At 69.7% G+C, this 24,270-nt stretch carries 23 protein-coding genes; 13 read left to right on the plus strand and 10 right to left on the minus strand.

The genetic code is table 11. From position 1 onward, the window contains the following. The coding region (locus CEK65_RS13940) for a transposase (RefSeq protein WP_152182114.1) at nucleotides 1–225 on the minus strand (225 nt) is incomplete at its 3' end. Nucleotides 226–644: 419 nt separating this feature from the next. On the opposite strand from CEK65_RS13940, the gene CEK65_RS13945 reads away from it, so the two are divergent. From CEK65_RS13945 to CEK65_RS13955, 3 genes are all read left to right on the plus strand, one after another. Then, nucleotides 645–959: a metalloregulator ArsR/SmtB family transcription factor gene (locus CEK65_RS13945; protein ID WP_150409007.1), complete on the plus strand. Its 315-nt coding sequence runs from the start codon at nucleotides 645–647 to the stop codon at nucleotides 957–959. Nucleotides 960–989: 30 nt separating this feature from the next. Beyond that, complete coding sequence (locus CEK65_RS13950) at nucleotides 990–2,423, plus strand: DUF2867 domain-containing protein (RefSeq protein WP_152182115.1); 1,434 nt, start codon at nucleotides 990–992, stop codon at nucleotides 2,421–2,423. Nucleotides 2,424–2,489: 66 nt separating this feature from the next. Continuing rightward, the gene (locus tag CEK65_RS13955; protein WP_017909065.1) at nucleotides 2,490–2,783 is read left to right on the plus strand and encodes a hypothetical protein; all 294 of its coding nucleotides are present in this window, start codon (nucleotides 2,490–2,492) and stop codon (nucleotides 2,781–2,783) included. A 370-nt stretch (nucleotides 2,784–3,153) separates the two neighbouring features. On the opposite strand, the gene CEK65_RS13960 is transcribed toward CEK65_RS13955, so the two are convergent. Continuing rightward, entirely contained in the window at nucleotides 3,154–3,981 is an 828-nt protein-coding gene (locus CEK65_RS13960) for a DUF4349 domain-containing protein (RefSeq protein WP_148829383.1), read from the minus strand. A 254-nt stretch (nucleotides 3,982–4,235) separates the two neighbouring features. Here CEK65_RS13960 and CEK65_RS13965 point away from each other — a divergent pair, with 254 nt between their 5' ends. Then, nucleotides 4,236–6,050: a DUF885 domain-containing protein gene (locus tag CEK65_RS13965; protein WP_152182116.1), complete on the plus strand. Its 1,815-nt coding sequence runs from the start codon at nucleotides 4,236–4,238 to the stop codon at nucleotides 6,048–6,050. A 493-nt stretch (nucleotides 6,051–6,543) separates the two neighbouring features. On the opposite strand, the gene queA is transcribed toward CEK65_RS13965, so the two are convergent. Beyond that, on the minus strand, nucleotides 6,544–7,626 hold the full coding sequence (gene queA, locus CEK65_RS13970) for a tRNA preQ1(34) S-adenosylmethionine ribosyltransferase-isomerase QueA (protein ID WP_226980579.1): 1,083 nt from the start codon (nucleotides 7,624–7,626) through the stop codon (nucleotides 6,544–6,546). Between the two features lie 90 nt (nucleotides 7,627–7,716). Further along, a complete protein-coding gene (locus CEK65_RS13975; RefSeq protein ID WP_017909210.1) occupies nucleotides 7,717–8,148 on the minus strand; it encodes an Lrp/AsnC family transcriptional regulator in 432 nt (143 codons plus the stop codon). Between the two features lie 127 nt (nucleotides 8,149–8,275). Here CEK65_RS13975 and CEK65_RS13980 point away from each other — a divergent pair, with 127 nt between their 5' ends. From CEK65_RS13980 to CEK65_RS13995, 4 genes are all read left to right on the plus strand, one after another. After that, a complete protein-coding gene (locus CEK65_RS13980; protein WP_152182117.1) occupies nucleotides 8,276–9,772 on the plus strand; it encodes an aminotransferase class III-fold pyridoxal phosphate-dependent enzyme in 1,497 nt (498 codons plus the stop codon). A gap of 618 nt (nucleotides 9,773–10,390) precedes the next feature. Continuing rightward, nucleotides 10,391–12,685, plus strand: coding sequence for a catecholate siderophore receptor Fiu (locus CEK65_RS13985; protein WP_152182118.1), 2,295 nt, complete (start codon nucleotides 10,391–10,393; stop codon nucleotides 12,683–12,685). Between the two features lie 63 nt (nucleotides 12,686–12,748). Beyond that, nucleotides 12,749–13,441, plus strand: a complete 693-nt coding sequence (locus tag CEK65_RS13990) for a Fe2+-dependent dioxygenase (protein ID WP_152182119.1) — start codon at nucleotides 12,749–12,751, stop codon at nucleotides 13,439–13,441. A 166-nt stretch (nucleotides 13,442–13,607) separates the two neighbouring features. Beyond that, nucleotides 13,608–14,528 (plus strand): FAD:protein FMN transferase, encoded by a 921-nt coding sequence (locus CEK65_RS13995; protein ID WP_152182123.1) that lies wholly within the window; start codon nucleotides 13,608–13,610, stop codon nucleotides 14,526–14,528. A gap of 165 nt (nucleotides 14,529–14,693) precedes the next feature. On the opposite strand, the gene CEK65_RS14000 is transcribed toward CEK65_RS13995, so the two are convergent. From CEK65_RS14000 to CEK65_RS14010, 3 genes are all read right to left on the minus strand, one after another. Next, nucleotides 14,694–15,386: a response regulator transcription factor gene (locus tag CEK65_RS14000; protein WP_017913796.1), complete on the minus strand. Its 693-nt coding sequence runs from the start codon at nucleotides 15,384–15,386 to the stop codon at nucleotides 14,694–14,696. A gap of 132 nt (nucleotides 15,387–15,518) precedes the next feature. Then, the gene (locus CEK65_RS14005; protein ID WP_152182124.1) at nucleotides 15,519–16,127 is read right to left on the minus strand and encodes a HutD family protein; all 609 of its coding nucleotides are present in this window, start codon (nucleotides 16,125–16,127) and stop codon (nucleotides 15,519–15,521) included. Nucleotides 16,128–16,357: 230 nt separating this feature from the next. After that, entirely contained in the window at nucleotides 16,358–16,690 is a 333-nt protein-coding gene (locus CEK65_RS14010) for a ComEA family DNA-binding protein (RefSeq protein ID WP_017909203.1), read from the minus strand. Between the two features lie 204 nt (nucleotides 16,691–16,894). On the opposite strand from CEK65_RS14010, the gene CEK65_RS14015 reads away from it, so the two are divergent. From CEK65_RS14015 to murU, 4 genes are all read left to right on the plus strand, one after another. After that, nucleotides 16,895–18,385 carry a M20 family metallopeptidase gene (locus tag CEK65_RS14015; protein ID WP_017913798.1) on the plus strand — a complete coding sequence of 497 codons (1,491 nt, stop codon included), beginning with the start codon at nucleotides 16,895–16,897 and terminating at the stop codon, nucleotides 18,383–18,385. Nucleotides 18,386–18,637: 252 nt separating this feature from the next. Then, nucleotides 18,638–18,907, plus strand: coding sequence for a GlsB/YeaQ/YmgE family stress response membrane protein (locus tag CEK65_RS14020; RefSeq protein ID WP_010344083.1), 270 nt, complete (start codon nucleotides 18,638–18,640; stop codon nucleotides 18,905–18,907). A gap of 73 nt (nucleotides 18,908–18,980) precedes the next feature. Then, on the plus strand, nucleotides 18,981–20,009 hold the full coding sequence (locus CEK65_RS14025) for a phosphotransferase (RefSeq protein ID WP_152182120.1): 1,029 nt from the start codon (nucleotides 18,981–18,983) through the stop codon (nucleotides 20,007–20,009). After that, a complete protein-coding gene (gene murU / locus CEK65_RS14030) occupies nucleotides 20,006–20,737 on the plus strand; it encodes an N-acetylmuramate alpha-1-phosphate uridylyltransferase MurU (protein WP_148829370.1) in 732 nt (243 codons plus the stop codon). Before CEK65_RS14025 ends, murU begins: the two co-directional genes overlap by 4 nt. Before the next feature lie 171 nt (nucleotides 20,738–20,908). On the opposite strand, the gene hda is transcribed toward murU, so the two are convergent. The 3 genes from hda to CEK65_RS14045 are packed head-to-tail and all read right to left on the minus strand — an operon-like array spanning nucleotide 20,909 to nucleotide 23,894. Beyond that, nucleotides 20,909–21,628 (minus strand): DnaA regulatory inactivator Hda, encoded by a 720-nt coding sequence (gene hda, locus CEK65_RS14035; RefSeq protein WP_010344086.1) that lies wholly within the window; start codon nucleotides 21,626–21,628, stop codon nucleotides 20,909–20,911. After that, nucleotides 21,625–22,794 carry an AI-2E family transporter gene (locus CEK65_RS14040; protein WP_017909199.1) on the minus strand — a complete coding sequence of 390 codons (1,170 nt, stop codon included), beginning with the start codon at nucleotides 22,792–22,794 and terminating at the stop codon, nucleotides 21,625–21,627. The genes hda and CEK65_RS14040 overlap by 4 nt, the downstream gene beginning before the upstream one ends. Continuing rightward, entirely contained in the window at nucleotides 22,791–23,894 is a 1,104-nt protein-coding gene (locus CEK65_RS14045) for a DUF2066 domain-containing protein (RefSeq protein WP_152182121.1), read from the minus strand. The genes CEK65_RS14040 and CEK65_RS14045 overlap by 4 nt, the downstream gene beginning before the upstream one ends. Before the next feature lie 111 nt (nucleotides 23,895–24,005). On the opposite strand from CEK65_RS14045, the gene CEK65_RS14050 reads away from it, so the two are divergent. Then, nucleotides 24,006–24,270: DUF2066 domain-containing protein (locus tag CEK65_RS14050; RefSeq protein WP_152182125.1), on the plus strand; the 265-nt coding region annotated here is incomplete at its 3' end.

A 24,270-nucleotide genomic window follows, 5' to 3' on the forward strand; every position in this document is an offset into this window, starting at 1 on the left:
GCCGCGTGCGTGGAGGAACTCGGCCAGCGCCTGGTGGTAGGTGCCGGTGGCCTCCATGGCGATCCAGCTATCGGGCTGGGCATGCGTCTGCAGCCATGCCTGCAGGGCCTGGAAGCCCTTGGCATCGTTGGACAACTTGGCCTTGGTACGGTGCTTGCCATTGGTCAGCTCGATGGCCACATCGAAACTGCGTTTGGCGACGTCGATGCCGATGACGGCAGACATAGGCGATTCCTCCATCGTGTCAGGGTCATGATCGGCGCTGGGCCCGGTCCTGCCTTGTCGATGCGAGTTCACGCCTGGGGGCGGACTCTGGATACCGTTCGGACACACAAGGGCCAGCATGTGGAGGGCGGAGCCGATCTACGATGCAAGCTCGAAGCTTTAGGAGCGACTGGACCTCCCACACCTCCTCCGATGATCAGTCGGAAGACATGACGCCTGTTTAGGGGCGACATGTCCAGATACAAGGAGCGGCTTCAGCCGCGACAGCGGCGTTACCGGTCGGCCTGTGTCGCGGCTGAAGCCGCTCCTGCGGGAAACCACGCGAATCGGCTCAACCACGGGGCGCCAGCAAGGACGCCATTGACAAGCGACACACACCGCGTCATTAATTAACTAATTCGTTAATTAGCTAATCCCCGATGTCCATCGACCGCGTCTTCGAAGCCCTCGCCTCGCGCCCGCGCCGCGAGATCCTGGCCTACCTGTCGGCACAGGAACTCACGGCCGGCGAGATCGGGCAGCGCTTCGCGATGAGCGCGCCAGCGATCTCGCGGCACCTGTCGGTGCTGGAAGCGGCGGGGCTGGTGGCGAGCGAGCGTCGCGGCCAGTTCGTGGTCTACCGGCTTACCCCCGACAACCTGGTCAACACCCTCAGCGGTTTCGCCTTCGAGATCTGCCCCAGCGCCGGCCCGCTCAAACGCGAGTCGCGCAAGCGAGCCAAGCGCACCGCCTGATTCTTCCGCCACGGCAACAGGAGTCCGCCGATGACCGCCGCACCGCTCAGCGAACACGCCGCCGCACAGACCGGATTCCCCTCGGTGCGCCTGCCCTCCTACAGCGGCGGCTTGCCGGTGGAGGTCGTCCTGATCGCCCAGCTCGGCGTCGGCGCCGGCGATCCGCTGATCGCCCAGGCCTGCCTGCGCCAGCGCGCGCATCCGCAGTTCCGCGACGCGCTGGACGAACCCTCGGCGCGCCTGGCCGGCACCGATTTCGGCAACGGCGAGTCCACCGCGCTGTACTCGTTCGCGGTCGGCAGCGGCGGCCATCCGTTCCATTGCCATGCCGGGCATCGCATGTTCACCGCGATCACCGGCAGCGGCGGCGCGCTGCTGCGTTTCAGCACCGCCTCGCCGACGCAGCTGGCGCAGGATCCGCAGCATTTCCTCGCCGCGCTGCGGCATGTCGAATTGCCCGCCGACTGCTTGTTCAGCGTGCGCTTCGGCGGCGGCACCTGGCACCAGTTCGCGCCGCTGCGCGCGCAGTCCGGGCATCCGGCGTTCTTCGCCCTGTCCTGCCACAGCGACGAAGCCGGCGGCGCGCTTACCGAGGACGTACGCGCGCAGGTGCTGGCCGGCACTGCCGATATCGCCACGCTCACCGAATTGCTGCCGGCGCCGGTCGCGACCCTGCTGGCGTCGCCGCAGGCGCAGGGGCTGGCCGTACCGACCGTGCGATTGTCGCTGGCGGCCTCGCCGGGCAGCCGGCGCCTGGCTTGGTGTGCCGGCCTGCGCGCCCTCAGCGGGCGCCTGCGGCAGCGGCTGGGTGCCTGGCGGCATCCGGCCGGCTTCGCGGCACTGGCGCCGCGCCTGCCGCGGGCGCGGGTGACGCCGCAGTTGTTGCCCGGCTCGCTGCTCGAACCGCAGCTGCCCGCGCACCATCACCAGGACAGCGTGCGGCTGAGGGTGCCGGCGCAGGCGCTGCGGCCGCTGGGTGCGCATGCGCTGATGACGGCGTTGCTGGACGGTTTCCTGCAGCACCCGCCGCGCGGCGTGACCTGGCTGATGCGCCTGCGCAACGTGCTGGTGGCGCCGCTGCGGCTGCGCACCTCGCCGCTGGGCTGCCCGGTGTCCTCGCTGCTGTCGCCGCAGCGCGATCAGCTGTTCGCTGGGCGCTTCCCCGTGCTGGCGCAGGCATCATCAGCACAAGCGCGGCGCGTGCAGGTGCTGCTCGGTGCCGACGATCGCCACCTGGTGTTCCGCAGTTGCGTCGGGGTGACGCTGCGCGACGACGGCAGCGCCGAACTGAGCCTGGAAACGCGGGTGGCCTGCCGCAACCGCTTCGGGCACCTGTACATGGCACTGATCGCCGCCGCGCATCGCCGCTACATCGCCCCGACGCTGCTGCGCGCGGCCGCCGAGGCGCTGCTGCTGCCCGTGGCCGAACATGCCGGGCCGGATGCGGTCGCGCCGATGCATTGAGCGCGTCATCACCCCGCCTTAGCCGATGCCTGCCTAGCCTGCGCCTTCCCCCCAAGAGGAAGGCCCATGCCCCAGCTCCGCATCCGCATCACCGGCAGCGAGGACGACGCCCGCGCCATCATCAACCTGCTGTCGAGCCTGGACGGCATCGAGCACGTCGAGGAAATCGACGACCTGATGCCGCACATGGACGACGACGATTCCAGTTCCGCCGGCCTGCCCGACGACCAGGGACCAGGCACCCACGAAGTGGAAGTGGAGGCCGGCAACGCCGCCACCGCCCAGAAGGTGCGCGAGGCCGTGGAAGCCCTGGCGTTCGAACTGGACGTGGTCGTGGAGTTCGAACAGGACGAAGGCTGAGGGCCTGCATCCGGGACGTTGCGCCGCATGGCGCAGCATCCTGGCGTGCCCATGGCAAGCATCCTGGATTTCCAGAGGCGCCAGCCGTGCCTCAGGCACCCGACTTCAAGGCGTCGGGACTGAAGTCCCTCCCACAGTGCACCCAGCCAATGTATCGCGAGCCCCGGCAGGAGTCGTTTTGCTGTTGCTCAAGCTTGAGTGTCAGACGAGAAGAACGGTAGCAGCCGCTTCAGCCGCGACCCGTCCCCCTCATCATTCACGGCCGCTGGATGACGTGCCACCGTTCCGTCGGCAACGCGTGGCAACACCACGCACACTCACCTCCATCCGCTCCCGCGCGATTTCATCGGACGGGAACAGCGCCTGTCTCCTAGGCCGAACGACGCCGACGTCGGCGCCAGGCGATCAGCCGCCACAGCGCATAGCCGAGCAGCACGAACGGGGCCAGCCCCACCACCGCGCGAATCGCCCAGGCGATCGATCCGGCGAAGATTTCGCCGCTGTCGTGCAGCGCCTCGCCGATGTCGCTGCGACTCCGCTCGGCGGTCGGCGCCGAGAACGTCAAAGTCACCCGCTGCGTATCCAGGCGCCGGCGCTGCTGCGCGGCTTCCTGGCTGGTGGCGAGCAATTGCGTCTCCACGGCGGCCAGTTTCTCCGACAGCGCGATCATGTCGGCCACGCTGAGATCGCGGCGCTGCTGGAACTCCTGCAGGCGCCGCTGCTCGGCCTGCAGGCGCTGGCGCTGCGCGTCGTTGTCCTGCACCGCCTGCGCCAGATCCTCGGCATGGGTGGTGCGGCTTTCGATCTGGCCGTCCTGGCCCGCCTGCGCGATCAACGGCTCGACCCCGGCCGGCGCGATCCGCACGCTGAGCTCACCGCGCGGCTGCTCGCCGCCGCGCTGCTCGACCTGCAACACCGTGCATGCGCCGAAACTGGATTTCAGGCAGCTTTCCTGGAGTTGCTTGAGGCGCGCGGGAATCTGTGCCACCGGCAATGCCACATCGACCTCGTGCTCATAGGCCAGGGACGGCATGGCGAAAGCGCCGGGACTCGGCGGCGGCGCTGCGACGGCTGCCTCTGCCGCCTGCGCTGCGGCCTCGGCGGCACTGGCCGCGCTACTGGCGGCATCGGCGGAATAGAGATGAGCGGCCGGCAGCGCCGCGCTCTCGCCGCCGCGGCTGCAGGCAGCGATCGACACCGCCAGCACCAGGGAAGCGCCCCAGCAACACCAGCGCCCACGCGCAGGCGCGACGACATCGAGCGTGCCAGCCGCTGCGGCCGCGGCTTCCGGATCGAACGCCGTATCGCGTGCGACATGGCCATGAAGGCGACGTCCCTTGTCCTGCATTGCGATGCTCCTGAATGGCGAAAGCGTTCAGGGTAATCCAATGGCAGGGGCGCTGGCAGCACGGCGCAGCTACCCTGGTGGATCGACCCACTCCAGGAACCCCGATGCGCAAGCACCTGCTCGCCGCCGCCCTGCTCGCCGCCCTTGCCGGCTGCCAGAAACCCGCCGACGCGCCTGCCGCCAGCACCGCCGCCCCCGGCTCGGCCGCCGCCGCGGCGGACCCGGCCGCGGACACTGCGTTCGCCGCGCTCTCCAAGCGCGCCGTCGACACCTGGATGCAGCTGTCCCCGGTCGGCGCCACCCAGACCGGCGACCATCGCTACGACAGCGAACTGGACGACCTCAGCGCCGCCGGCCGGCAGAAGAGCCTGGACGCGAGCAAGCAGTTGCTGGCCGAACTGGACAAGCTCGACACCACCAAGCTCTCGCGCGAGAACCAGGTGGACGCGGCGATCCTGCGCAACCAGTTGCAGTCGGACATCTGGAACAGCGAGGTGGCACAAAGCTGGGCGACCGACCCGCAGGTCTACAACGGCCTGGCCGGCGGCGCGATCTACGGGCTGATGGCGCGCGAGTTCGCGCCGCTGCCGGAGCGGCTGAAGTCGGCGACCGCGCGCATGGAGAAGATCCCGGCGCTGTTCGCGCAGGCGCGCGCCAACCTCGACCCGGCCCGCGTGTCGGAGATCAGCGCCAAGACCGTGGCCAAGCAGAACCGCGGCATCCTCAGCATCGTCGACAGCTTCATCGTCCCGCACATCCAGGAACTGCCGCAGGCCGACGCGCAGCGCCTGCAGGCGGCGATCGAGGGCCTGAAGAAAGCCGTGGCCGAACAGCAGACCTGGCTGGACCAGACCCTGGTGCCCAACGCCAAGGGCGACTTCCGCCTCGGCGCGGAGAAGTACGACCAGAAGCTGAAGTTCGCGCTCAACTCATCGCTGTCGCGCGCCGAGATCAAGCAGCGCGCCGAGGCCGAGCTCTCGCGCGTGCGCCAGGACATGTACGGCATCGCCCGCACCGTGCTCAAGGACAAACCCGGCGCACCGACCCTGGTCGATGCGCCCAGCGACGAACAGCAGCAGAAGGCGATCGAGGCGGCGCTGGAGCTGGCCTATGCGCAGCATCCTGCGCGCGACAAGGTGGTCGAGGCCGCCAAGGCCTCGCTGGCCGATGCCACCGACTTCGTGCGCAAGAAGGATCTGGTGACCCTGCCCGATGCGCCGGTGGACATCATCCTGATGCCCGAATTCCAGCGCGGCGTGGCGGTGGCGTACTGCGATTCGCCCGGTCCGCTGGACAAGAACCTGAAGACCTTCTACGCGGTGTCGCCGATCCCCGACGACTGGACCGCGCAGCAGGCCGACTCGTTCCTGCGCGAGTACAACAGCCGCATGATCCACCTGCTGAGCATCCACGAGGGCGTGCCCGGGCATTACGTGGAAGGCTGGCACTCGGCCAAGTTCCCGTCGACGCTGCGCGGCGTGCTGCGCTCGGGCGTGTTCGCCGAAGGCTGGGCGGTGTACACCGAGCGGATGATGCAGGAGCAGGGTTATCTGGACAACGATCCGCTGTTCCACCTGGTGCAGCTGAAGTTCTACCTGCGCAGCATCGCCAACGCACTGCTCGACCAGGGCGTGCACGTGGACGGCTGGAGCAAGGAACAGGCGCTGCACCTGATGGTCCACGACACCTTCCAGCAGCAGAGCGAGGCCGAGGGCAAGTGGGTGCGCGCACAGCTGACCTCGGCGCAGCTGCCGACCTACTTCGTCGGCGTGCAGGAACACCTGGACCTGCGCAAGGCGATGCAGGACAAGCTCGGCGCCAAGTTCAACCTCAAGGCCTACCACGACCAGGTGCTGTCCTACGGCGCCCCGCCGGTGCGGTTCGTGCGCGAACTGATGCTGGACGAGCCGATCAAGTAGTCGGGATTGGGGAGTCGGGATGACGGGCCTGCGGCCGTGGTGAAGCTCTTGAGGATTGGCAAGCACGTCTGGCCCCTGCTGCATGGTCGTTGATACGGGCGCGATACCGTGTCTGCGCGATGCGGGGTTGATGGGCTGTCGCTGCGCGCTGCCTCACCCTCCCCCCCCCCTCTCCCGGAGGGAGAGGGGCTTTGGCCTCTCCCTTCTCCCCTCGGGAGAAGGTGCCCCGAAGGGGCGGATGAGGGTACGGGCGCCGCCTCGTGCAATCACACGGGTGCAGGCTGGTTTCGCGACGCTTCGCGGTGGCTTGCATTTTGTGCAGCGGCAGGCCAGAGGTGAGGCGCGAGGTCATGCACCGCCAGCGCGGCGACGCCCGCTCATCGGTGCGCGGCGCACGCGTCGTCGATGCGTTCACCGGCTGGGCGTAACAACGCCACCATCTTCGCCAACGCGTTCGATCGACGGCCGCCACGGCCGCACGACCTCACGCGGGTCAGCCCACGTGGTCTGCCGGCGTCTCGCTGCTCCACAACAGCATCGCGTCGCCGTAGCTGAAGAAGCGGTAGCGCTCGGCGATGGCGTGGCGATAGGCGGCGAAGATGCGCTCGCGGCCGGCGAAGGCCGAGACCATCATCAGCAGTGTGCTTTCCGGCAGATGGAAGTTGGTCACCATCGCGTCGACGCTGCGGATGCGGTAGCCCGGCAGGATGAAGATCTGCGTCTCGCCGGCGAACGGATGCAGTTCGCCGTCCTTGGACGCGCTCTCCAGCGCGCGCACCACCGTGGTCCCCACCGCGATCACGCGGCCGCCGGCCGCACGCGTGCGCCGTACCTGCTCGACCAGGCTGGGACCGACATTGAGCCACTCGCGGTGCATCTGGTGCTGCTCCAGCGCTTCCACCCGCACCGGCTGGAAGGTGCCGGCGCCCACATGCAGGGTCACGTGCCCGACCTCGACCCCGCGCTGCTGCAGCGCCTGCAGCAGCGGCGCGTCGAAATGCAGCCCGGCGGTCGGTGCGGCGACCGCGCCGGCCTCGCGCGCGAACACGGTCTGGTAGCGCTCGCGATCGTCCAGGCCCGGCTCGCGGCGGATGTACGGCGGCAACGGCAACCGCCCGGCCTGCTGCAGCCAGTGCTCCAACGCGCCGTCCACATGGAACTGCAACTGGTAGAACTCGCCGTCGCGGCCCAGCACCTCGGCCTCGCCGCCGGCATCCAGGGCGATGCGCGCCCCGGCCTTGGGCGACTTGCTCACGCCCAGCTGCGCCCGCGCGCGCTGGCCGCCGAGCAGCCGCTCGATCAGGATCTCGACCCGCCCGCCGGTGCTCTTCTGTCCGAACAGCCGCGCCGGGATCACCCGCGTGTCGTTGAAGATGAGCAGGTCGCCGGCACGCAGCAACTCGGGCAGGTCGCGCACCTGCCGATCGGCGAAGGGCGCCGGTGCCGGCGGTACCAGCAACAGCCGGCTGGCCGAGCGCTCGTCCAGCGGCTCCTGCGCGATCAGGTCTTCAGGCAGGTCATAGTGGAAATCGGACTTTTTCAAGGCGCCGGGGGAGATCGGGAATGGGCCGGCCATTGTAGCGGCGCCGGGAGTGGGGATTCGGGAGTGGGGATTCGCTGAAACAGAAGCGGGATCGCGCTCTTGCCAATTCCCACTCCCGGCCTCTCACCGCTCGAATTTGGTGGACAGAATGATCGACGAAGTGGTGCGCTCCACCCCGTCCAGCGCGCCGATGCGGTCGGTCAGTTCGTCCATGTCGTTGACGCCCGGTACCACGCCGAGCGCGATCAGGTCGAAGGAGCCGCTGACCGAATGCAGCACGCGCACCGCATCGATCTCGCGCAGCGCCTTGACCACCGAGGTCATCTTCTTCGGCAGCACGGTGATCAGGATGTGCGCGCGGATATGGCCCTGTTCGTAGTCGTCGCGGGTGCGCACGGTATAGCCGCAGATCACGCCCTCGCGCTCCAGGCGCTCGATCCGGCTCTGTACGGTGGTCCGCGACACGCCCAGGCGACGGGCGATCTGGGCGGTGGAGGCGCGCGCGTCCTCGCGCAGCAGCGACAGCAGGGCGTCGTCGGAGGCGGTGATCTTCATGACCACGCATTTTCGTCGAATCGACGAAAATGCGTCAATTCCTGCACGGATTCACGCTGCCATTCGACGATCCTGTCCCGATAATAGACAGGATCGTCGCCAGACAGCCCGCCTTCAGGAGATCTCCATGACCGTACTCGGCCCCCTCGCCCCGCTCCGTGCCCACGCCGGCGATCGCCTGACCCAGGGCCTGGACGACGCCAGCATCGAGCGCCTGGCGGCCTCGCATCCGTCGCTGCGCGCGGCGATCGACGCGGCCGGTGCGGACTACGCGCGCATCGCCGCGGAGTTCGGCGACCTGCTCGACCTCGACGAGGCCGAGCAGATCCGCCGCCTGCAGGCCGGGTTCGTCAATTTCTACGCCGACGACGCGGTGACCCCGTACGTGGCGCTGAGCGCGCGCGGCCCGTGGGTGGTCACGCTGAAGGGCGCGGTGCTGTACGACGCCGGCGGCTACGGCATGCTCGGCTTCGGCCACACCCCGGAGGCGGTGCTGGAGGCGATGGCGCGGCCGCAGGTGATGGCCAACGTGATGACCCCCAACCTGTCGCAGCTGCGCTTCGAGCGCGCGCTGCGTGCGGAGATCGGCCACCGCCGCGGCGGCTGTCCGTACGCCCGCTTCATGTGCCTCAATTCCGGTTCCGAATCGGTGGGCCTGGCCGCACGCATCGTCGACATCAACGCCAAGCTGCAGACCGATCCGGGCGCACGCCACGCCGGCGCCAAGATCAAGCGCCTGGTGGTCAAGGGCAGCTTCCACGGCCGCACCGACCGGCCCGGCATGTACTCCGACTCCAGCCGCAAGACCTATCTGCAGCACCTGGCCAGCTACCGCGGCGACGATGGGCTGATCGCCATCGCGCCCTACGACGTGGACGCGCTGCGCCGCGCCTTCGCCGAGGCCGAGCAGCACGGCTGGTTCATCGAGGCGGTGTTCCTGGAGCCGGTGATGGGCGAAGGCGACCCCGGCCGCGCGCTGCCGCCGGCGTTCTATGCCGCCGCGCGCGAACTGACCCGCACCCACGGCAGCCTGCTGCTGGTCGACTCGATCCAGGCCGGCCTGCGCGCGCACGGCGTGCTGTCGGTGGTGGACTATCCCGGCTTCGAGCAGCTCGACCCGCCGGACCTGGAAACCTATTCGAAGGCGCTCAATGCCGCGCAGTACCCGCTGTCGGTGCTGGCGGTGACCGAGCACGCGGCGCAGGTGTATCGCAAGGGCACCTACGGCAACACCATGACCAGCAACCCGCGCGCGCTCGACGTCGCCACTGCGACCCTGGCGCAGCTGACCCCGCAGGTGCGCGCCAACATCCGCGAGCGCGGCGCCGAGGCGGTGCAGAAGCTGGAGAAGCTCAAGGCCGAACTCGGCGGCGCCATCACCCAGGTCCAGGGCACCGGCCTGCTGTTCTCCTGCGCGCTGGCCCCGCAGTACAAGTGCTACGGCGCCGGCTCCACCGAGGAGTGGCTGCGCCAGCACGGCGTCAACGTGATCCACGGCGGCGAGAATTCGCTGCGCTTCACCCCGCACTTCGCGATGGACAGCGAAGAGCTGGATCTGCTGGTCGGGCTCATCGGCCGTGCCCTGCGCGAAGGCCCGCGCGTGGCACAGGCCGCGGCGGCCTGAACCCCGCTGCTTGCGGTGCCGCAGGAGGGCGCCGCAAGCGGCCAATCCCGACAGCATTGGCGCGTGCCGCCCTTGCACAGAGGGCGAGTACCGGCCTGGCTTCGTGGTCCGCCGACACTGGCGACGCTCATGGCGACACGCGATCCGGCACTGCCACACCCGCTCCTTCGGCATACCTCGAAACGCACCTGGTGCGACGATCCGGCAGCGACACTGCGCCGTCGGTACCACGCCATCTCCAGGCAGCATCGGCTGCCTGACACCGGCGCGCCTCTCTACCGCCCCGCAGCGCCCGCCTGGTCGGCGCTGGCGTCGCGCGCCCGCACGGACGGGCCCTAAACCACTCAGTGCCGGGTCATTTGGCCGATTGCGCGCCTTGATCGATGGGCCGCATTTTCTGGCGAGTCCGGCTATCCGAACCGCGGCAGACCAGCACCGATGGCAAAGAGATTGCAAACAATTCGCATTTGCATGGAAAATGAATGCACTGCCTGCATCGCATGCGCGGCAGGCACCGTTTCGCCCAGCCGCCCGATCTCGCCGCCGCGGCCGCTCCCACTGGGGGGACGGCCGCTGTCCGCGATCGGGGTGCCGCCCCTCCTGCAAACCGAACCGCCCATGACCTCCCCGATCAAGCGCCGCAAACACACCGTGACCCGCCAGGCCGCCGCACCGACCCTCAGCACCGCCGTGCTGCTCGGCGGGCTGAGCTTGCTCTCCCCCGCGCATGCGGACACCGGCGACCAGCCCACCACCCTGGACAAGGTCGACGTGCAGGCCCAGCGCGCCAAGCGCTACCTGGTGGAAGTGCCGGACTCGCCGAAGTTCACCCAGCCGCTGATCGACACCCCGCAGACCCTCAACATCATCGGCAAGGACCTGTTCAACGAACAGGGCGCCACCACCCTCACCGAAGCGCTGCGCAACAGCCCGGGCGTGGGCACGTTCTATGTGGGCGAGAACGGCAACACCAGCAGCGGCGATGCGATCTACATGCGCGGCTTCGACAGCTCCAGCAGCATCTTCGTCGACGGGTTGCGCGACCTCGGCTCGATCTCGCGCGACGTGTTCAACATCGAGCAGATCGAGGTCGAGAAAGGCCCGGCCGGCACCGACAGCGGCCGCAGCGCGCCGACCGGCGCGATCAACCTGGTCAGCAAGCAGGCGCACCTGGACAACGCCAGCAGCGCCACGCTGTCCGGTGGCGACCATGGCCAGCGCCGCGCCACCGCGGACTGGAACCAGGCGCTGGGCGCCAGCAGCGCGCTGCGGTTGAACGTGATGGGCCAGGACAGCGACGCCATCGGCCGCGACCATGTCGCCAACAAGCGCTGGGGCCTGGCCTCGTCGCTGGCGTTCGGCCTGGGCACCGACACGCGCTACCTGCTCGACCTGCTGTACGTGAAGCAGGACAACGTGCCCGACGGCGGCGTGCCGACGATCGGCCTGCCCGGCTACAGCTCGCCCGACCCCGCACGGCCGTGGCTCGGCGGCGCGGCGCGCGTGGACAGCAGCAACTTCTACGGCACCCGCGACGACCACGACGACGTGACCGCGAAGATGGCGACGTTCCGCATCGAGCACGACGTGTCCGACACGGTCAAGCTGACCAATACCGCGCGCTGGGGCCGCAACGAGCAGGACTACCTGCTGTTCGCGTTCATGCCCAACGCCGCCAACCTGCGCACGCCGAATCCGGCGGATCCTGCGACCTGGACGGTGCTGCGCAGCCTGCCGACCTTCAAGGACCAGCAGTACACCACCCTCGCCGACCAGTTGAACCTGCGCGTGGACTTCGCCACCGGCGCAGTGCAGCACAACCTCAGCACCGGCGTGGAAGCCTCGCGCGAGGAACTGCGCAGCTGGGGCCACAACATCGTCGACCGCGCCGCCTGGCTGGCGGCCAATCCGGCCAACCTGTATGCGCCGGACTGGAACACCACGCCGCTGCACACCGCGCGCAACGGCGCGCGCAGCCATGGCACCACCACCACCTACTCGGCCTATGCCTTCGACACGCTGAAGTTCGGCGACAGCTTCCTGGTCACGGCCGGGGTGCGCGCGGATCGCTACAAGACCGACTTCGACAGCCTGGTGTGCAGTTCCGCCACCTCCACCGCCGCGCCCTGCACCACCGTGGTCGGCCTGGACACCGACATCGCCGACACGCTGTTCAGCTGGAAGCTCGGCGCGGTCTACAAGGCCAACGAGGACGTGAGCGTATACGCCAACTTCGCCACCTCGCAGCAACCGCCCGGCGGCAGCACGCTGGAACTGAGCGCCTCGGCCAACAACGCCAACAATCCGCGCTTCGATCCGCAGAAGGCCAAGACCGCCGAAGTCGGCACGAAATGGAACTTCCTCGACGACGCGCTGTTCGCGACGCTGGCACTGTTCCGTACCGACGTGAACAACGAGATCGTGCAGGGCAGCGACGGGCTGTACTACCAGAGCGGCGCGAAGCGCGTGCAGGGCATCGAACTGTCGGCGGTGGGCAAGCTGACCGAGCGCTGGTCGCTGTCCAGCGGCTACACCAAGCTGGATGCGCGGGTGCGCCAGGGCACGACCGTCTCGCAGGACGGCAGCCAGGATCTGGCCTACACCCCGGACAGCGCGTTCACCGCCTGGACCACCTACACCCTGCCGTTCGGGCTGACCGTCGGCGGCGGCGTGCGCTACTCGGGCGAGATGAAGCGCGGCCGCGACGGCGCGGTCGGCACGCCGGCGTTCGTGAAGTCCTACACCGTGTGGGACGCGGTGCTGAGCTACCCGGTCAACGACCACGTGGCGCTGCGCCTGAACGCCTACAACCTGTTCGACAAGGACTACGTCGCCGCCATCAACAAGAGCGGCTTCCGCTACACGCCCGGCGCGCCGCGCTCGGTGCTGCTGACTGCCGAGGTCCGCTTCTGAGCGACCGCGCCTGCCAACGCGCGGTGGACGCCCTATCCTGGGCGTCCATCGCCGGAGCGCCCCATGCTGCTGCACATTCCCGACATCCTCAGCGCCGATGAGGTCGCGCGGTTTCGCCAGGCATTGGAGACCGCCGACTGGGTGGACGGCCGCGAGACCGTCGGCGCGCAGGGCGCGCAGGTCAAGCGCAACCTGCAACTGGCCGACGCCTCGCCGCTGAAGCAGGACCTCGGCCAGGCGGTGCTGAGCGCACTGGCACGCAGCCCGCTGTACTTCGCCGCGGCGCTGCCGCTGCGCACCATCCCGCCGCGCTTCAACCGCTACAGCGGCGGCGGCAGCTACGGCCTGCACGTCGACGGCGCCGTGATGACCCAGGCCGCCAGCGCCGCGCAGCCGGCGCTGACCGTGCGCAGCGACCTGTCCTGCACCCTGTTCCTGAGTGCGCCGGAGGAGTACGACGGAGGCGAACTGCTGATCCACGACACCTACGGCGAGCACGAGGTCAAGTTGCCCGCCGGCGATCTGATCCTGTATCCGTCCAGCAGCCTGCACCGGGTCGCGCCGGTGACCCGAGGCGCGCGCATGGCATCGTTCTTCTGGGTGCAGAGCCTGGTGCGCGACGCCGGCCGGCGGCAGACCCTGTTCGACCTGGACACCGCGATCCAGGCGCTGACCGCCAGCGGCGCGGACGCGGCGGCGCTGCTGCGCCTGACCAACGTCTACCACAACCTGCTGCGCGACTGGTCGGAGACATGAGCGGGCGTGGGGACCGGAACGCCGAACATGCCGCCGGCACACGGTCGCGCGTAGGGCACCTGCGCGCTGCCGTTGTACGGTCGCGCTGCGTCGACGCGTGAGTCGCCCCGCTTCACCGACCGCAGTCCGCGCCAGCGCCGGCATCGCCACGCTGCACGGCAGCAGCATGGGCACGCGCTGGAGCGCCAGGCTGCTGCCGCCCCGACGCAGCGACCTGCACGCATTGCGCGATGCGATCCAGGCGCAGCTCGATCTGGTCGTCGCGCAGATGAGCACGTGGGACGCGCAATCGGATCTCAGCCGCTACAACCGCGCCGACGCCGATACCTGGCACGCCTTGCCGGCCGCGTTCGACACGGTGCTGCGCTGCGCGCTGGAGGTGGCGCAACGCAGCGGCGGCGCCTTCGATCCCACGATCGGCGCCGTGGTCGGCGCGTGGGGCTTCGGCGCCACCGCCGGAGATCGGCGGGTGCCGGAGCCCGCCGCACTGCAACGGGCCCGCGCCGCGGGCGACTGGCGCCGACTGACCGTCGACGACGCGGGCCGCTGGCACCAGCCGGGCGGGCTGCATCTGGATCTGTCCGCGATCGCCAAGGGCTACGGCGTCGACCTGGCGGCGACGGCGCTGCGTGCGCATGGCGTGGAAAGCGCACTGGTCGAGGTCGGCGGCGATCTCTATGGCTACGGTCGCAAGCCGGACGCGCAACCGTGGCGGGTGTTGATCGAGGCCGCTGCGGACGAGCAGGTGCATGGCGACGCATCGCCGCGCGCGCTCGCGGTCGACGGCCTGGCGGTGGCCACCTCCGGCGACCGCTGGCACCACTTCGAACAGGACGGACGACGCTATGGACACCTGCTGGATCCGCGTCGCGGCCGACCGATCGCCGCGACGCTGGCCGCGGTGACGGTGGTGGCCGCCGATGCCATGCGTGCCGATGCCTGGGCCACTGCCCTGAGCGTGCTCGGTGTGGAGGCCGGACTGGCCTGCGCCGAGCGCGAAGGACTGGCGGTGCGCTTCCTGGTGCGCCACGACGGCGCAGTGCAGGAACGGCTCAGCAGCGGCTTCGCGGCGTTAGCACGGGGCTGAGCTGAGCGCGGCACGCTGCTCGATGAGCCGCGGCCGGGAGAACACCAGGGCACCGCGCGAGACCTGGCGCCGGCGCGTTTCGGACAACGCGCCGCGACCCGACCGCCACTGCTATGGTGGCGGCTTCGGCCGCGGCGACGCCAGCAACGCCACGCCGTCGCGCCATCAGCGCGAAGCCGGCAGCCCCATGCGCTGCAGCTCGAACACATAGCCCTTGCCGCGTACCGTGCGGATCCATTGCGGCACCAGCGGGTCGTCGCCGAGCTTCTGGCGCAGCCGCGAGACCTGCAGATCGATGCCGCGGCTGCCCGCAGGCATGCTGGCCTCGCCGTCGCCCAGCGCGGTGCGCAGCGTCTCGCGCGTGAGCACCTCGCCCGGCTGCTCCAGAAACACCGCCATCAGCCGCAGTTCGCCGGGCGACAGCGGGATCGTCCGCCCGTCCGGCGCCACCGCCTGGTGCCGCGCGGCATCGACCTGCCAGCCGCCATGCGCCGCTGCCGGCGGCTGGGTCGCGCGCACCCGACGCAGCACCGCGTTGAGCCGCGCCACCAGTTCGCGCAGGTCGGGCGGCCGCACCAGGAAGTCGTCCGCGCCCAGATCCAGCCCGATCACCCGGTCCACCGGCTCGGCGCGGTCGGCCATCATCACGATGGCGATATCGCCGCGGTCGCGCAGTTGCCGGCACAAGCGCAGGCCCTCGGCACCGTCGAGGCCGGCATCGAGCACCACCGCGTCGTAATGCCCGGCCGCCAGTTGCGCCTGCAGGTGCGGCGCACTGTCGGCGTCGTGGGCCTGCAGGTTGAAACACGCCAGGTAATCGCGAATCCGGTCGCGCAAGACCGCGTCCGCGTCCGCCACCAGAATTTTCGCCAACCACCTGTTGTCCGAGAGCACCTGTCGGCTTCCGCTGTACGGCCCGGATGGCCGCGTTCGCGCATTGGACGCGGTCGGCGTCGACGCTGCAAGAGCCGCGCGCGTGGTGGAGCGGGCTCAGTCCGCCTTCGTCGGCAGGGCCTCGATGCGCATCGCCAACACCTCCCCGCCCCCGCTCAAAGCAAAGCGGCGCCTGGCATCGGCGGCCAACCAGGCACTGTCGCCGGCCGCCAATGGCGGCAGTCCGCTGGCCGCATCGAACTGCGCTTGCCCTGCCAGAAGATGAACGGCCCAGGCGACACCGGGCTCGGCGAAGAACAGCATCGGCCCAACCAGCGGCCGGTGCAGCAGTTGCGTGCGCAGCCGGTCGCGTCGCCACATGAGGTTGAAATCGTGGGTCGGCCCGTCCAGCAACTCGCCGCGCAGCGGCCGCTCGCCGGCGAAGCGCAGGCGCGCGCAAGGATCCTGCAGCACCTGTTCCTCGCCGTCGTCGAAACGCAGGCGCACGCCGTTGCCACGCAGCAGGACCAGTTCGCGGTCGATCCCGGGGAAAGGCGAAAAGGCGGCATCCTGCTCGATCTCGGCGATGGACAGGCGCAGCAGCCAGTCGTCGCCGACCGCCGGCAGACGCAGGATCTCCCGGGTCCAGCCCAGGCCGTTGCGCCAGCGTTCGCGGCGATACTCATTGGCGGGGATCACCCGCGCGGGCAGCGTGCACCAGTCCATGCGCGCATTCTGCACGATCAGGGCAAGCGGCCTGTCCTTGGCCAGCCCGAATAGGCGACGCAAGAGGCGCCATGGCGCCCAAAAAAACATCGCCCGGCTGCACGTCACTGTGCAACGCCGGGCGACGATGTACCTCCCTGTCGGCTTCCTGCCTTCCCCCTTCGCATCCTGCTCAGTGAGGCTGCGGCCGCGCGTCCAGCGCCGGCCCTATCCTTTCGTTGCAAATCCCTTTAACGCCTTTCCACCGGCTTGGCAGCTGCCTGCTTGGCGGCTGTCGGTGCGGGTGCCTTCGTGGCGCCCACATCGATCCGGTCGCGGTTCCGCTCGACCGTCTTGAGTCCGATGCCTTTCACCAGTGCCAGTTCCTCGGCGCTCTTGAAAGGTCCGTGCGCCTGCCGGTAGTCGACGATCGCCTGGGCCTTGGAGGCCCCCACGTTCACCAACACCTGGTCGATTTCCTCCGCTCCAGCGGAGTTGATGTTGACCTTGTCCGCGGCGAGCGCGGAACCGGACAGCATCAGGGCAACGACCAGCGACTTCAGGACCACGATAAAAGACTGCATGGCAACGCTCCTTGTGACTTGGATGGGGACTTCGCCGGCCTTTCCTGCCGGCGTTGTCAGCATCGCTCGCCACATGGGTACAGCCTATCGTCGGAACGCGTCACAAACAGCAGGTAAACGGCGCGTCGCCGTGTAGGAAAAACCCTACACGGGCACCGGGGCGTAGAATGGCTGCACACGTGTGCAATCACTTCGGAGCTTTTCATGGACAGTGCCAAGATCGACCGTTTCCTGAGCGAAAAGTGGGATGACGACATCGTCCCGCAACTGGTCGATTACATCCGCATCCCCAACAAATCGCCGATGTTCGACGCCGATTGGGTCGCGCATGGCTACATGGCCGATGCGGTGGCGCTGATGGAGCGCTGGGCGCGCGCGCAGGCGATCCCCGGCCTGCAGGTGGAGGTGGTGCAACTGGAAGGCCGCACCCCGTTGATCTACCTGGAGGTGCCGGCCAGCAGCGACGCCACCGGCGAGGACACCGTGCTGCTGTACGGGCACCTGGACAAGCAGCCGGAAATGACCGGCTGGGACGCCGACCTGGGCCCATGGACGCCGGTGCTCAAGGGCGACCGTCTGTACGGCCGCGGCGGCGCCGACGACGGCTATGCCCTGTTCGGTTCGCTGGCGGCGATCCAGGCGCTGCAGGACCAGGGCATCCCGCACGCGCGCTGCGTGGTGCTGATCGAGGCCTGCGAGGAATCGGGCAGCTACGACCTGCCCGCCTACGTGGACCATCTGGCGGCACGGATCGGCAAGCCGTCGCTGGTGGTGTGCCTGGATTCGGGCTGCGGCAACTACGAACAACTGTGGTGCACGACCTCGCTGCGCGGCCTCGCCGGCGGCAACTTCAGCGTCAAGGTGCTCAGCGAAGGCGTGCATTCGGGCGACGCCTCCGGCGTGGTGCCGTCGAGCTTCCGCGTGCTGCGCGACCTGCTGTCGCGGCTGGAGGACGAAGCCACCGGCAAGATCAAGGTCGAGGGCCTGTACGCCGACATCCCCGAGGAGCGGCTGGCGCAGGCACGCAAGGTCGCCGAGGTGCTTGGCGACGAGGTCTACAGCAAGTTCCCGTTCCTGCCCGGCATGCGGCCGATGCACGAGGACCTGTCCGAGCTGGTGCTCAACCGCACCTGGCGCCCGGCGCTGTCGGTGACCGGCGCCGACGGCCTGCCGCCGCTGGCCTCGGCCGGCAATGTGCTGCGCCCCGAGACCGCGGTGAAGCTGTCGCTGCGCCTGCCGCCGACGCTGGACGGCAAGCACGCCGGCGAACTGCTCAAGGACGTGTTGCTGCGCGATCCGCCGTACGGCGCCGAGGTGTCGCTGGCGCTGGAGAAGTCCTCCTCCGGCTGGAACGCACCGGCGCAGTCGCCGTGGCTGACGGATGCGATCGAAGCGGCCTCGCAGGCGGCGTTCGGCAAGCCGGCGATGTACATGGGCGAAGGCGGCTCGATCCCGTTCATGGGCATGCTCGGCGAGAAGTTCCCCGGTGCGCAGTTCATGATCACCGGCGTGCTCGGCCCGCATTCCAACGCGCACGGCCCCAACGAGTTCCTGCACATCCCGATGGGCAAGCGGGTCACCGCCTGCGTGTCGCGGGTGATCGCCGCCCACCATGCCGCCAGCCTGCGCGGCGAGACCACCGGCAGCGCGGCGGTGGCCGGCGGCGAGCAGCATGGCGGGCATGGGTGCTGTTGATGGGGCCGGGATGTCGGGATTCGGGATTCGGGATTGGCGAAGCCGGTTTCCTGAGTGACTGATCCGTCCCCTGCTTGCGGTGGGAGAGGCGTCGGCTCCGACGCGGCGCCTTTCCGATGGTGTCATCCGCGCAGCGCGGGCGGCCGCCTTCCATGGGCGTGCCGACTGCGCGGCGCACGCAAGCATCGACGCCATCACAGTCGATCTGGCACGATCCGACGCTGATCCCCCTCCGCGTCCGGAACGCTTCCCATGCACACTCTGTTCGGCAGCGACAGCTGGCTCTACATCATTCTGGTGGGCTTCGTGGTCGGCCTGCTGGCGCGTTTCCTCGGCCCCAGCAGCGGACGCTCCGGCTGTCTGTTCACCGTGTTGCTGGGTATCGCCGGCGCGCTGCTGGCCGGCTGGTTCGGCCACTACATGGGCTGGTACAGCCGTGGCGAGCCGGCCGGCTTCCTCGGTGCGCTGCTCGGCGCCATCGCCCTGCTCGCCTTGTTGCGGCTGTTCTCCAGCAAGCGCTGAGGCACGGCGCGCCGCTCGCCACGGCGGCGGCGCCCGTTTACGCTGTGCGGCTCGTTTCCGCCGCAGCCTGCCGATGAGCGCCAGCCCGATGGTTCCCGATGTCCTTGCGGCACGCGCCGCGCAACGCCTGGCCTGGGCGCGCACGGCCCTGGACGACGCACAGGCGACGCTGCAGCGCGCCTCGGTGGACGCCGGCCAGCGCAGCTACTGGCGCAGCCATGGCCCGGGCGTCAGTCGCATCGTGATGGATTCGCCGCCGGACCTGGAAGACGTGCGGCCGTGGCTGCGCATGCACGCGCTGCTGCGCGGCGGCGGCGTGCGGGTCCCGGAAATCCTGGCGCAGGACGCGGAGGCCGGCTTCCTGCTGCTGGAAGACCTGGGCCAACCGACCCTGGCGCAGAGCCTGGACACGAACACGGCGGACGCGCACTTCGACGCCGCGCTCGGCCAGTTGCTGCGGCTGCAGGCGATCGCGCCGCCGCCGGGCATGGGCGTGTTCGGCGAGGCGCTGCTGCAACGCGACGCGGGCCTGTTCGAGGAGTGGTTTCTGCAGCGCCACCTTGGCATCACCCTGGATGCCGACGAACGCGCGGCCCTGCACGGCGTGCAGCGCCAGCTCATGGACAACGCGCTGACCCAGCCGCAGGTACTGGTGCATCGCGACTTCATGCCGCGCAACCTGATGCCGGCGGCCGACGGCCCGGCGGTGCTGGATTTCCAGGATTGCGTGATCGGCCCCGTCGCCTACGACCCGGTCAGCCTGTTCAAGGACACCACGGTCAGCTGGCCTTTGGCGCAGGTCGACGCCTGGCTCGCCAGCTATCACGCGCGTGCGCTGCAGGCCGGGATTCCGGTGCCGCCGCTGGCGCAATTCCTGCGCGACGCCGAGTGGATGGGCGTGCAGCGCCACCTGAAGAACCTGGGCATCTTCGCGCGGCTGAACTACCGCGACGGCAAGGCCTGGTACCTGGACAACGTGCCGCGCTTCATCGCCTACCTCGACGAAGCATTGCCGCGGCACCCGACCCTGCAGCCGCTGGCGCAGCTGCTGCAGACGCGGATCAAGCCGGCCCTGGCGCAGCGCGCGGCGGCCGGCGCATGAAGGCGCTGATATTCGCCGCCGGCCTCGGCGAGCGCATGCGTCCGTTGACCGCACACACGCCCAAGCCGCTGCTGGCGGTGGGCGGCACGCCGCTGATCGTCTGGCACCTGCGCAAGCTCGCCGCGCTGGGCGTGCGCGAGGTGGTGATCAACACGTCCTGGCTGGCCGAACAGTTCCCGCAGACGCTCGGCGACGGCAGCGCGTTCGGACTGCGCATCGCCTATTCCTACGAAGGCGCCACGCCGCTGGAAACCGGCGGCGGCATGCTGCACGCGCTGCCGCTGCTCGGCGAGGCGCCGTTCCTGCTGGTCAACGGCGACATCTGGACCGACTTCGATTTCGCCCGGCTGGCGCCCGAGCCACCGGGCCTGGCGCAGCTGGTGCTGGTGGATCCGCCGGCCTATGCGGCGCACGGCGATTTCGCCCTGCAGGACGACGGGCGCGTGCACAACGCCGGCGACCGGTTGCTGACCTACGCCGGCATCGGCATGTACCGCCCCGCCCTGCTGCGCGACTGGCAGACCATCGCCGCCCCGGCGCCGACCGCGCCGGGCGTGCCGCCCCGCTTCTCGGTGGTGCCGCTGCTGCGTGCGCAGGCCGAACGAGGCCAGCTGCACGGCCTGCACCACCCTGGCCGCTGGACCGACGTGGGGACGCCGCAGCGGCTGGCGGAGTTGGATGAGGGGCTGGGAATGGGGAAACGGGAATCGGGAATCGGGAAAAGCTGATTTCCCGGGAGCTTCGGCAGACTCAACCACGGCATACGTCGTCGCCCATCATAGGTCGTAGGTTCAAATCCTGCCCCCGCAACCATCTTTGTCTGCAGCGGCAACCAGTGCATCGATTGCGCGCTACTTTTTGTTCTTCTGGCTTCTACGTACTGCTTCAGTTCTCGCGCTTCAGCTTTTCCCCATTCCCGATTCCCCATTCCCGATTCCCACCCTACGCAAAAACGGCACCGTCACCCGCCGCTGCGCCGCCAGCGATTCGCGGTCCAGGCGCTCCAGCAGGCCGATCAGGCCGGCCAGGTCGCGTCCGGCGTGGGTCAGCAGCCAGTCGATCGCCGCGTCTTCCAGCACCAGGCCGCGGCGCTGGGCGCGTTCGCGCAGCACCGCGGCGCGGCCGGCGTCGTCCAGCGGCGCCAGGGCGATGCGGGTACATTGCGACAGCCGCGAGCGCAGGTCCGGCAGGCTGAGCGCCAGGCCGTCGGGCATGGCCTGCGCGGTGTACAGCAGGGTCACCCCGGCGCTGCGCGCACGGTTGTGGAAATCGAACAGCGCCACTTCGTCCTCGCGCTGCCCGGCGATCGCTTCCAGGCCGTCGAGGGCGACCAGATCGCGGCCCTCCAATGCTTCCAACGCATCGCGCAGACGGCCGGCGGCGGCCTGCAGCGGCAGGTAGGCAGCGCTGCGCCCCGCCTGCTCGGTGGCCGCGCACAGCGCCAGGGCCAGGTGGGTCTTGCCGGTGCCGGCGGGGCCGGACAGGTACACCCAGTCGTCGGCGGCGCCGTCGGCGACCGCCTGCAGCTGCGCCAGCAGTCCGTCCGGCGCGCCCAGATAGCGGTCCAGGCGTTGCTCCGGCGGATAGCGCAGGGCCAACGGCAGTTGCGGCACGCTCACGGCTGGTCGGGGCTGCGCGGCGGCAGTTCGATGATGGTGGTGCGCTCGGTGACCGTATCCAGCAGGATCGCCGACTTCTCGCCCGCGTACAGGTCGCTCTGCCGGTACTGCTCGTGCAGGTAGTGCAGCAGCACGTTGGCCACCGCCGCCACCGGCAGCGCCAGCAGCATGCCGAGGAAACCGAACAGCTGGCCGCCGGCCATCACCGCGAAGATCACCGCCACCGGATGCAGGCCGATCTTGTCGCCGACGATGCGCGGGGTCAGCACGTAGCTCTCCAGCAACTGGCCGACGGTGAACACCACGCCGACCAGGATCAGCAACTGCAGGTCGAAGCCCTTGGCCTGCACCAGTGCGGCCAGCACCGCCAGCAGGATGCCGGTGGTCGCGCCCAGGTACGGGATGAAGCTGATCAGACCGGCGACGATGCCGATCAACAGGCCGAGCTTGAGGCCAACCAGGGTCAGGCCGCCGGCGTAGATCACGCCCAGCGCCAGCATCACCAGGAACTGGCCGCGGATGAACGCGCCCAGCACCTCGTTGGACTGTTGCGCCAGGCGGGTGATGGTGCCGACGTGGTTGCGCGGGATGGTGGCGGCCACGCGCGCGACCAGCAGGTCCCAGTCGCGCAGAAAGTAGAAGGTCAGGATCGGCAGCAGCACCAGGTTGACCACCCAGGTCACCATCGCGAAGCCCGAGCGCGACAGGTAGCCGAAGAAGGTCGCGGCGACGCCGCCGGCCTGCTGCCAGTGCCCGCGGATCCAGTCGATCAGCCGCTCCGGATCCAGCCAGCCCATCAGCTCCAGCCCGGTCTTCTGCTCGGCCCACGGGATCGCGGTGCCGATGAACCAGTCGCGCGCCTGCGGCAGCACGTCGATGAAGGTGACGATCTGCCGCTCCAGCATCGGCACCAGGATCACCAGCGCCAGCACCAGCAGCAGCACCATCAGCACGAACACCAGGGTCACCGCCATGTTGCGCGAGCGCCCGGCGCGCTCCAGGCGGTCCACCAGCGGGTCGCCGAGCCAGCCGAGCAGCAGTGCCAGCACGAACGGGGTCAGGATCGGCGCCAGCAGCCACACCACCCACAGCACGCCGACGATCACCGCCGTCCATTTCAGGCGGCGCAGGAACAGCGCGATCTCGGCTTCGGGCGACAGCGTCATTTCAGGCGGTACTCCGTCGGCTCGCTGTTGAGGATCACCGGACCCTCGACCGGCGCGACCACCGGCTGCAGCGCGGCGTCCGGGCCGAGCATGCGGTTCAGACCGGACACGCCGCTGAGCAGGTCCAGGTCCAGCTCCAGGCGGTCGCCATCGGCGCGGACCGGCACGATGCGCCGCACCACCGAGGCGTTCTGCAGCGCGGCGGAGGCGCGCAGGTAGTCGTCGGCGCTGCGGATGCCGGTGATCACTACCCGGTAGATCCCGGCCGGGCCGGCGCTGACCGCCTTGGCGTAGCGCTTGACCAGGGCATCGGCGGCGCCGTCGGCTCCGCTGGCCATGGCGCGGCGCGCGTCGGCGTCGCTGGACGACCAGGTCGACAGCACCTTGCCGCTATCGACGAAGGTCCAGTCCGCGGTCCAGCCGCCGGCCTTGCCGCGGTACAGCTTGCCGATCAGTTGCATCGGCGGGCTGTAGCGCGACGAGGCGCTGGCCACCGCCGCGGTGTCCTGGCGCCAGATCGCGCCGGCCAGGGCCTGCTCGGCGGCGTTGCCGGTCGGCAGGCCGAGGCGGAAGCCACGCTCGATCGCACGGTCGAGCAGGCTGCGCGCGGCGTTGGACTGCTGCACGCCGACCAGGCGCGGGCCGCTGCCGTCGTCGATGGCCAGCCACACCACCGGCTTGGGCCGCGGCTGCGGCCACACCGGCAGGCCCAGGGCCGCGGCCAGGCCGTCCACGTCCTGCGGGCGGAAGCGCGCCACCAGGATGGTGCGGAAGGTGGGCGCGCCGCTTGGCGAGGTGCCCTGGTCCTGGCGGTAGTCGAAGGTGTCGACCAGGTTCTTGGCGTTGCGCAGCGCCTGGGTCACCCCGGGCCGCGACATCACACCCTTGTCGCCGGAGATCTTGCCCAGCACCACGCCGAGCGCGCGGGACAGGGCACCGTTGCGGTCGGCCTCGCTCTGGCTGTTGACCGGCACCTCGGCATCGTAGGGGCCGGTGGCGCCGGCCACGTCGCCCTCGGTGCGCAGCTCGGCCTGGGCCAGGGCGGTCGCGGCGGGCAGGCACAGCGCGAAAGACAGGAGGAAGGCAAGGCTGCGGCGCATGAAGGGTCCAGTACTCGGCGTATCCGGGGCGAATTGTTGCCCGAATGCGGGCCTAGCGCCAATGCGGCCTGTTAAAATCGCCGCCTTTCCGCCGACCCCGCCGCGACCGCCCTGGCCCAGGCCGAGCTGCGCACCGAGGGCGACGTGGCCGGCGCCACCGGCCCCTACGATGCCGAGGTGCCGGTCAACAGCCAGAGCGAGGCCGACCGCAACGGTGCCCTGGCCCGAGCGCTCGGAGTGGTGCTGGGCAAGATCTCAGGCGACAAGGGTGTGATGTCGCCGCCCGGGGTGACCCAGGCGCTGCGCCACGCCACGAACCTGGTTGACACCTTTGACTACCGCCAGGAGCAGGGCCCCTCCACACGCGTGGCGCCCA

Source organism: Xanthomonas sp. LMG 12459 (assembly GCF_009192905.1).
GTDB classification, from domain to species: domain Bacteria; phylum Pseudomonadota; class Gammaproteobacteria; order Xanthomonadales; family Xanthomonadaceae; genus Xanthomonas_A; species Xanthomonas_A sontii.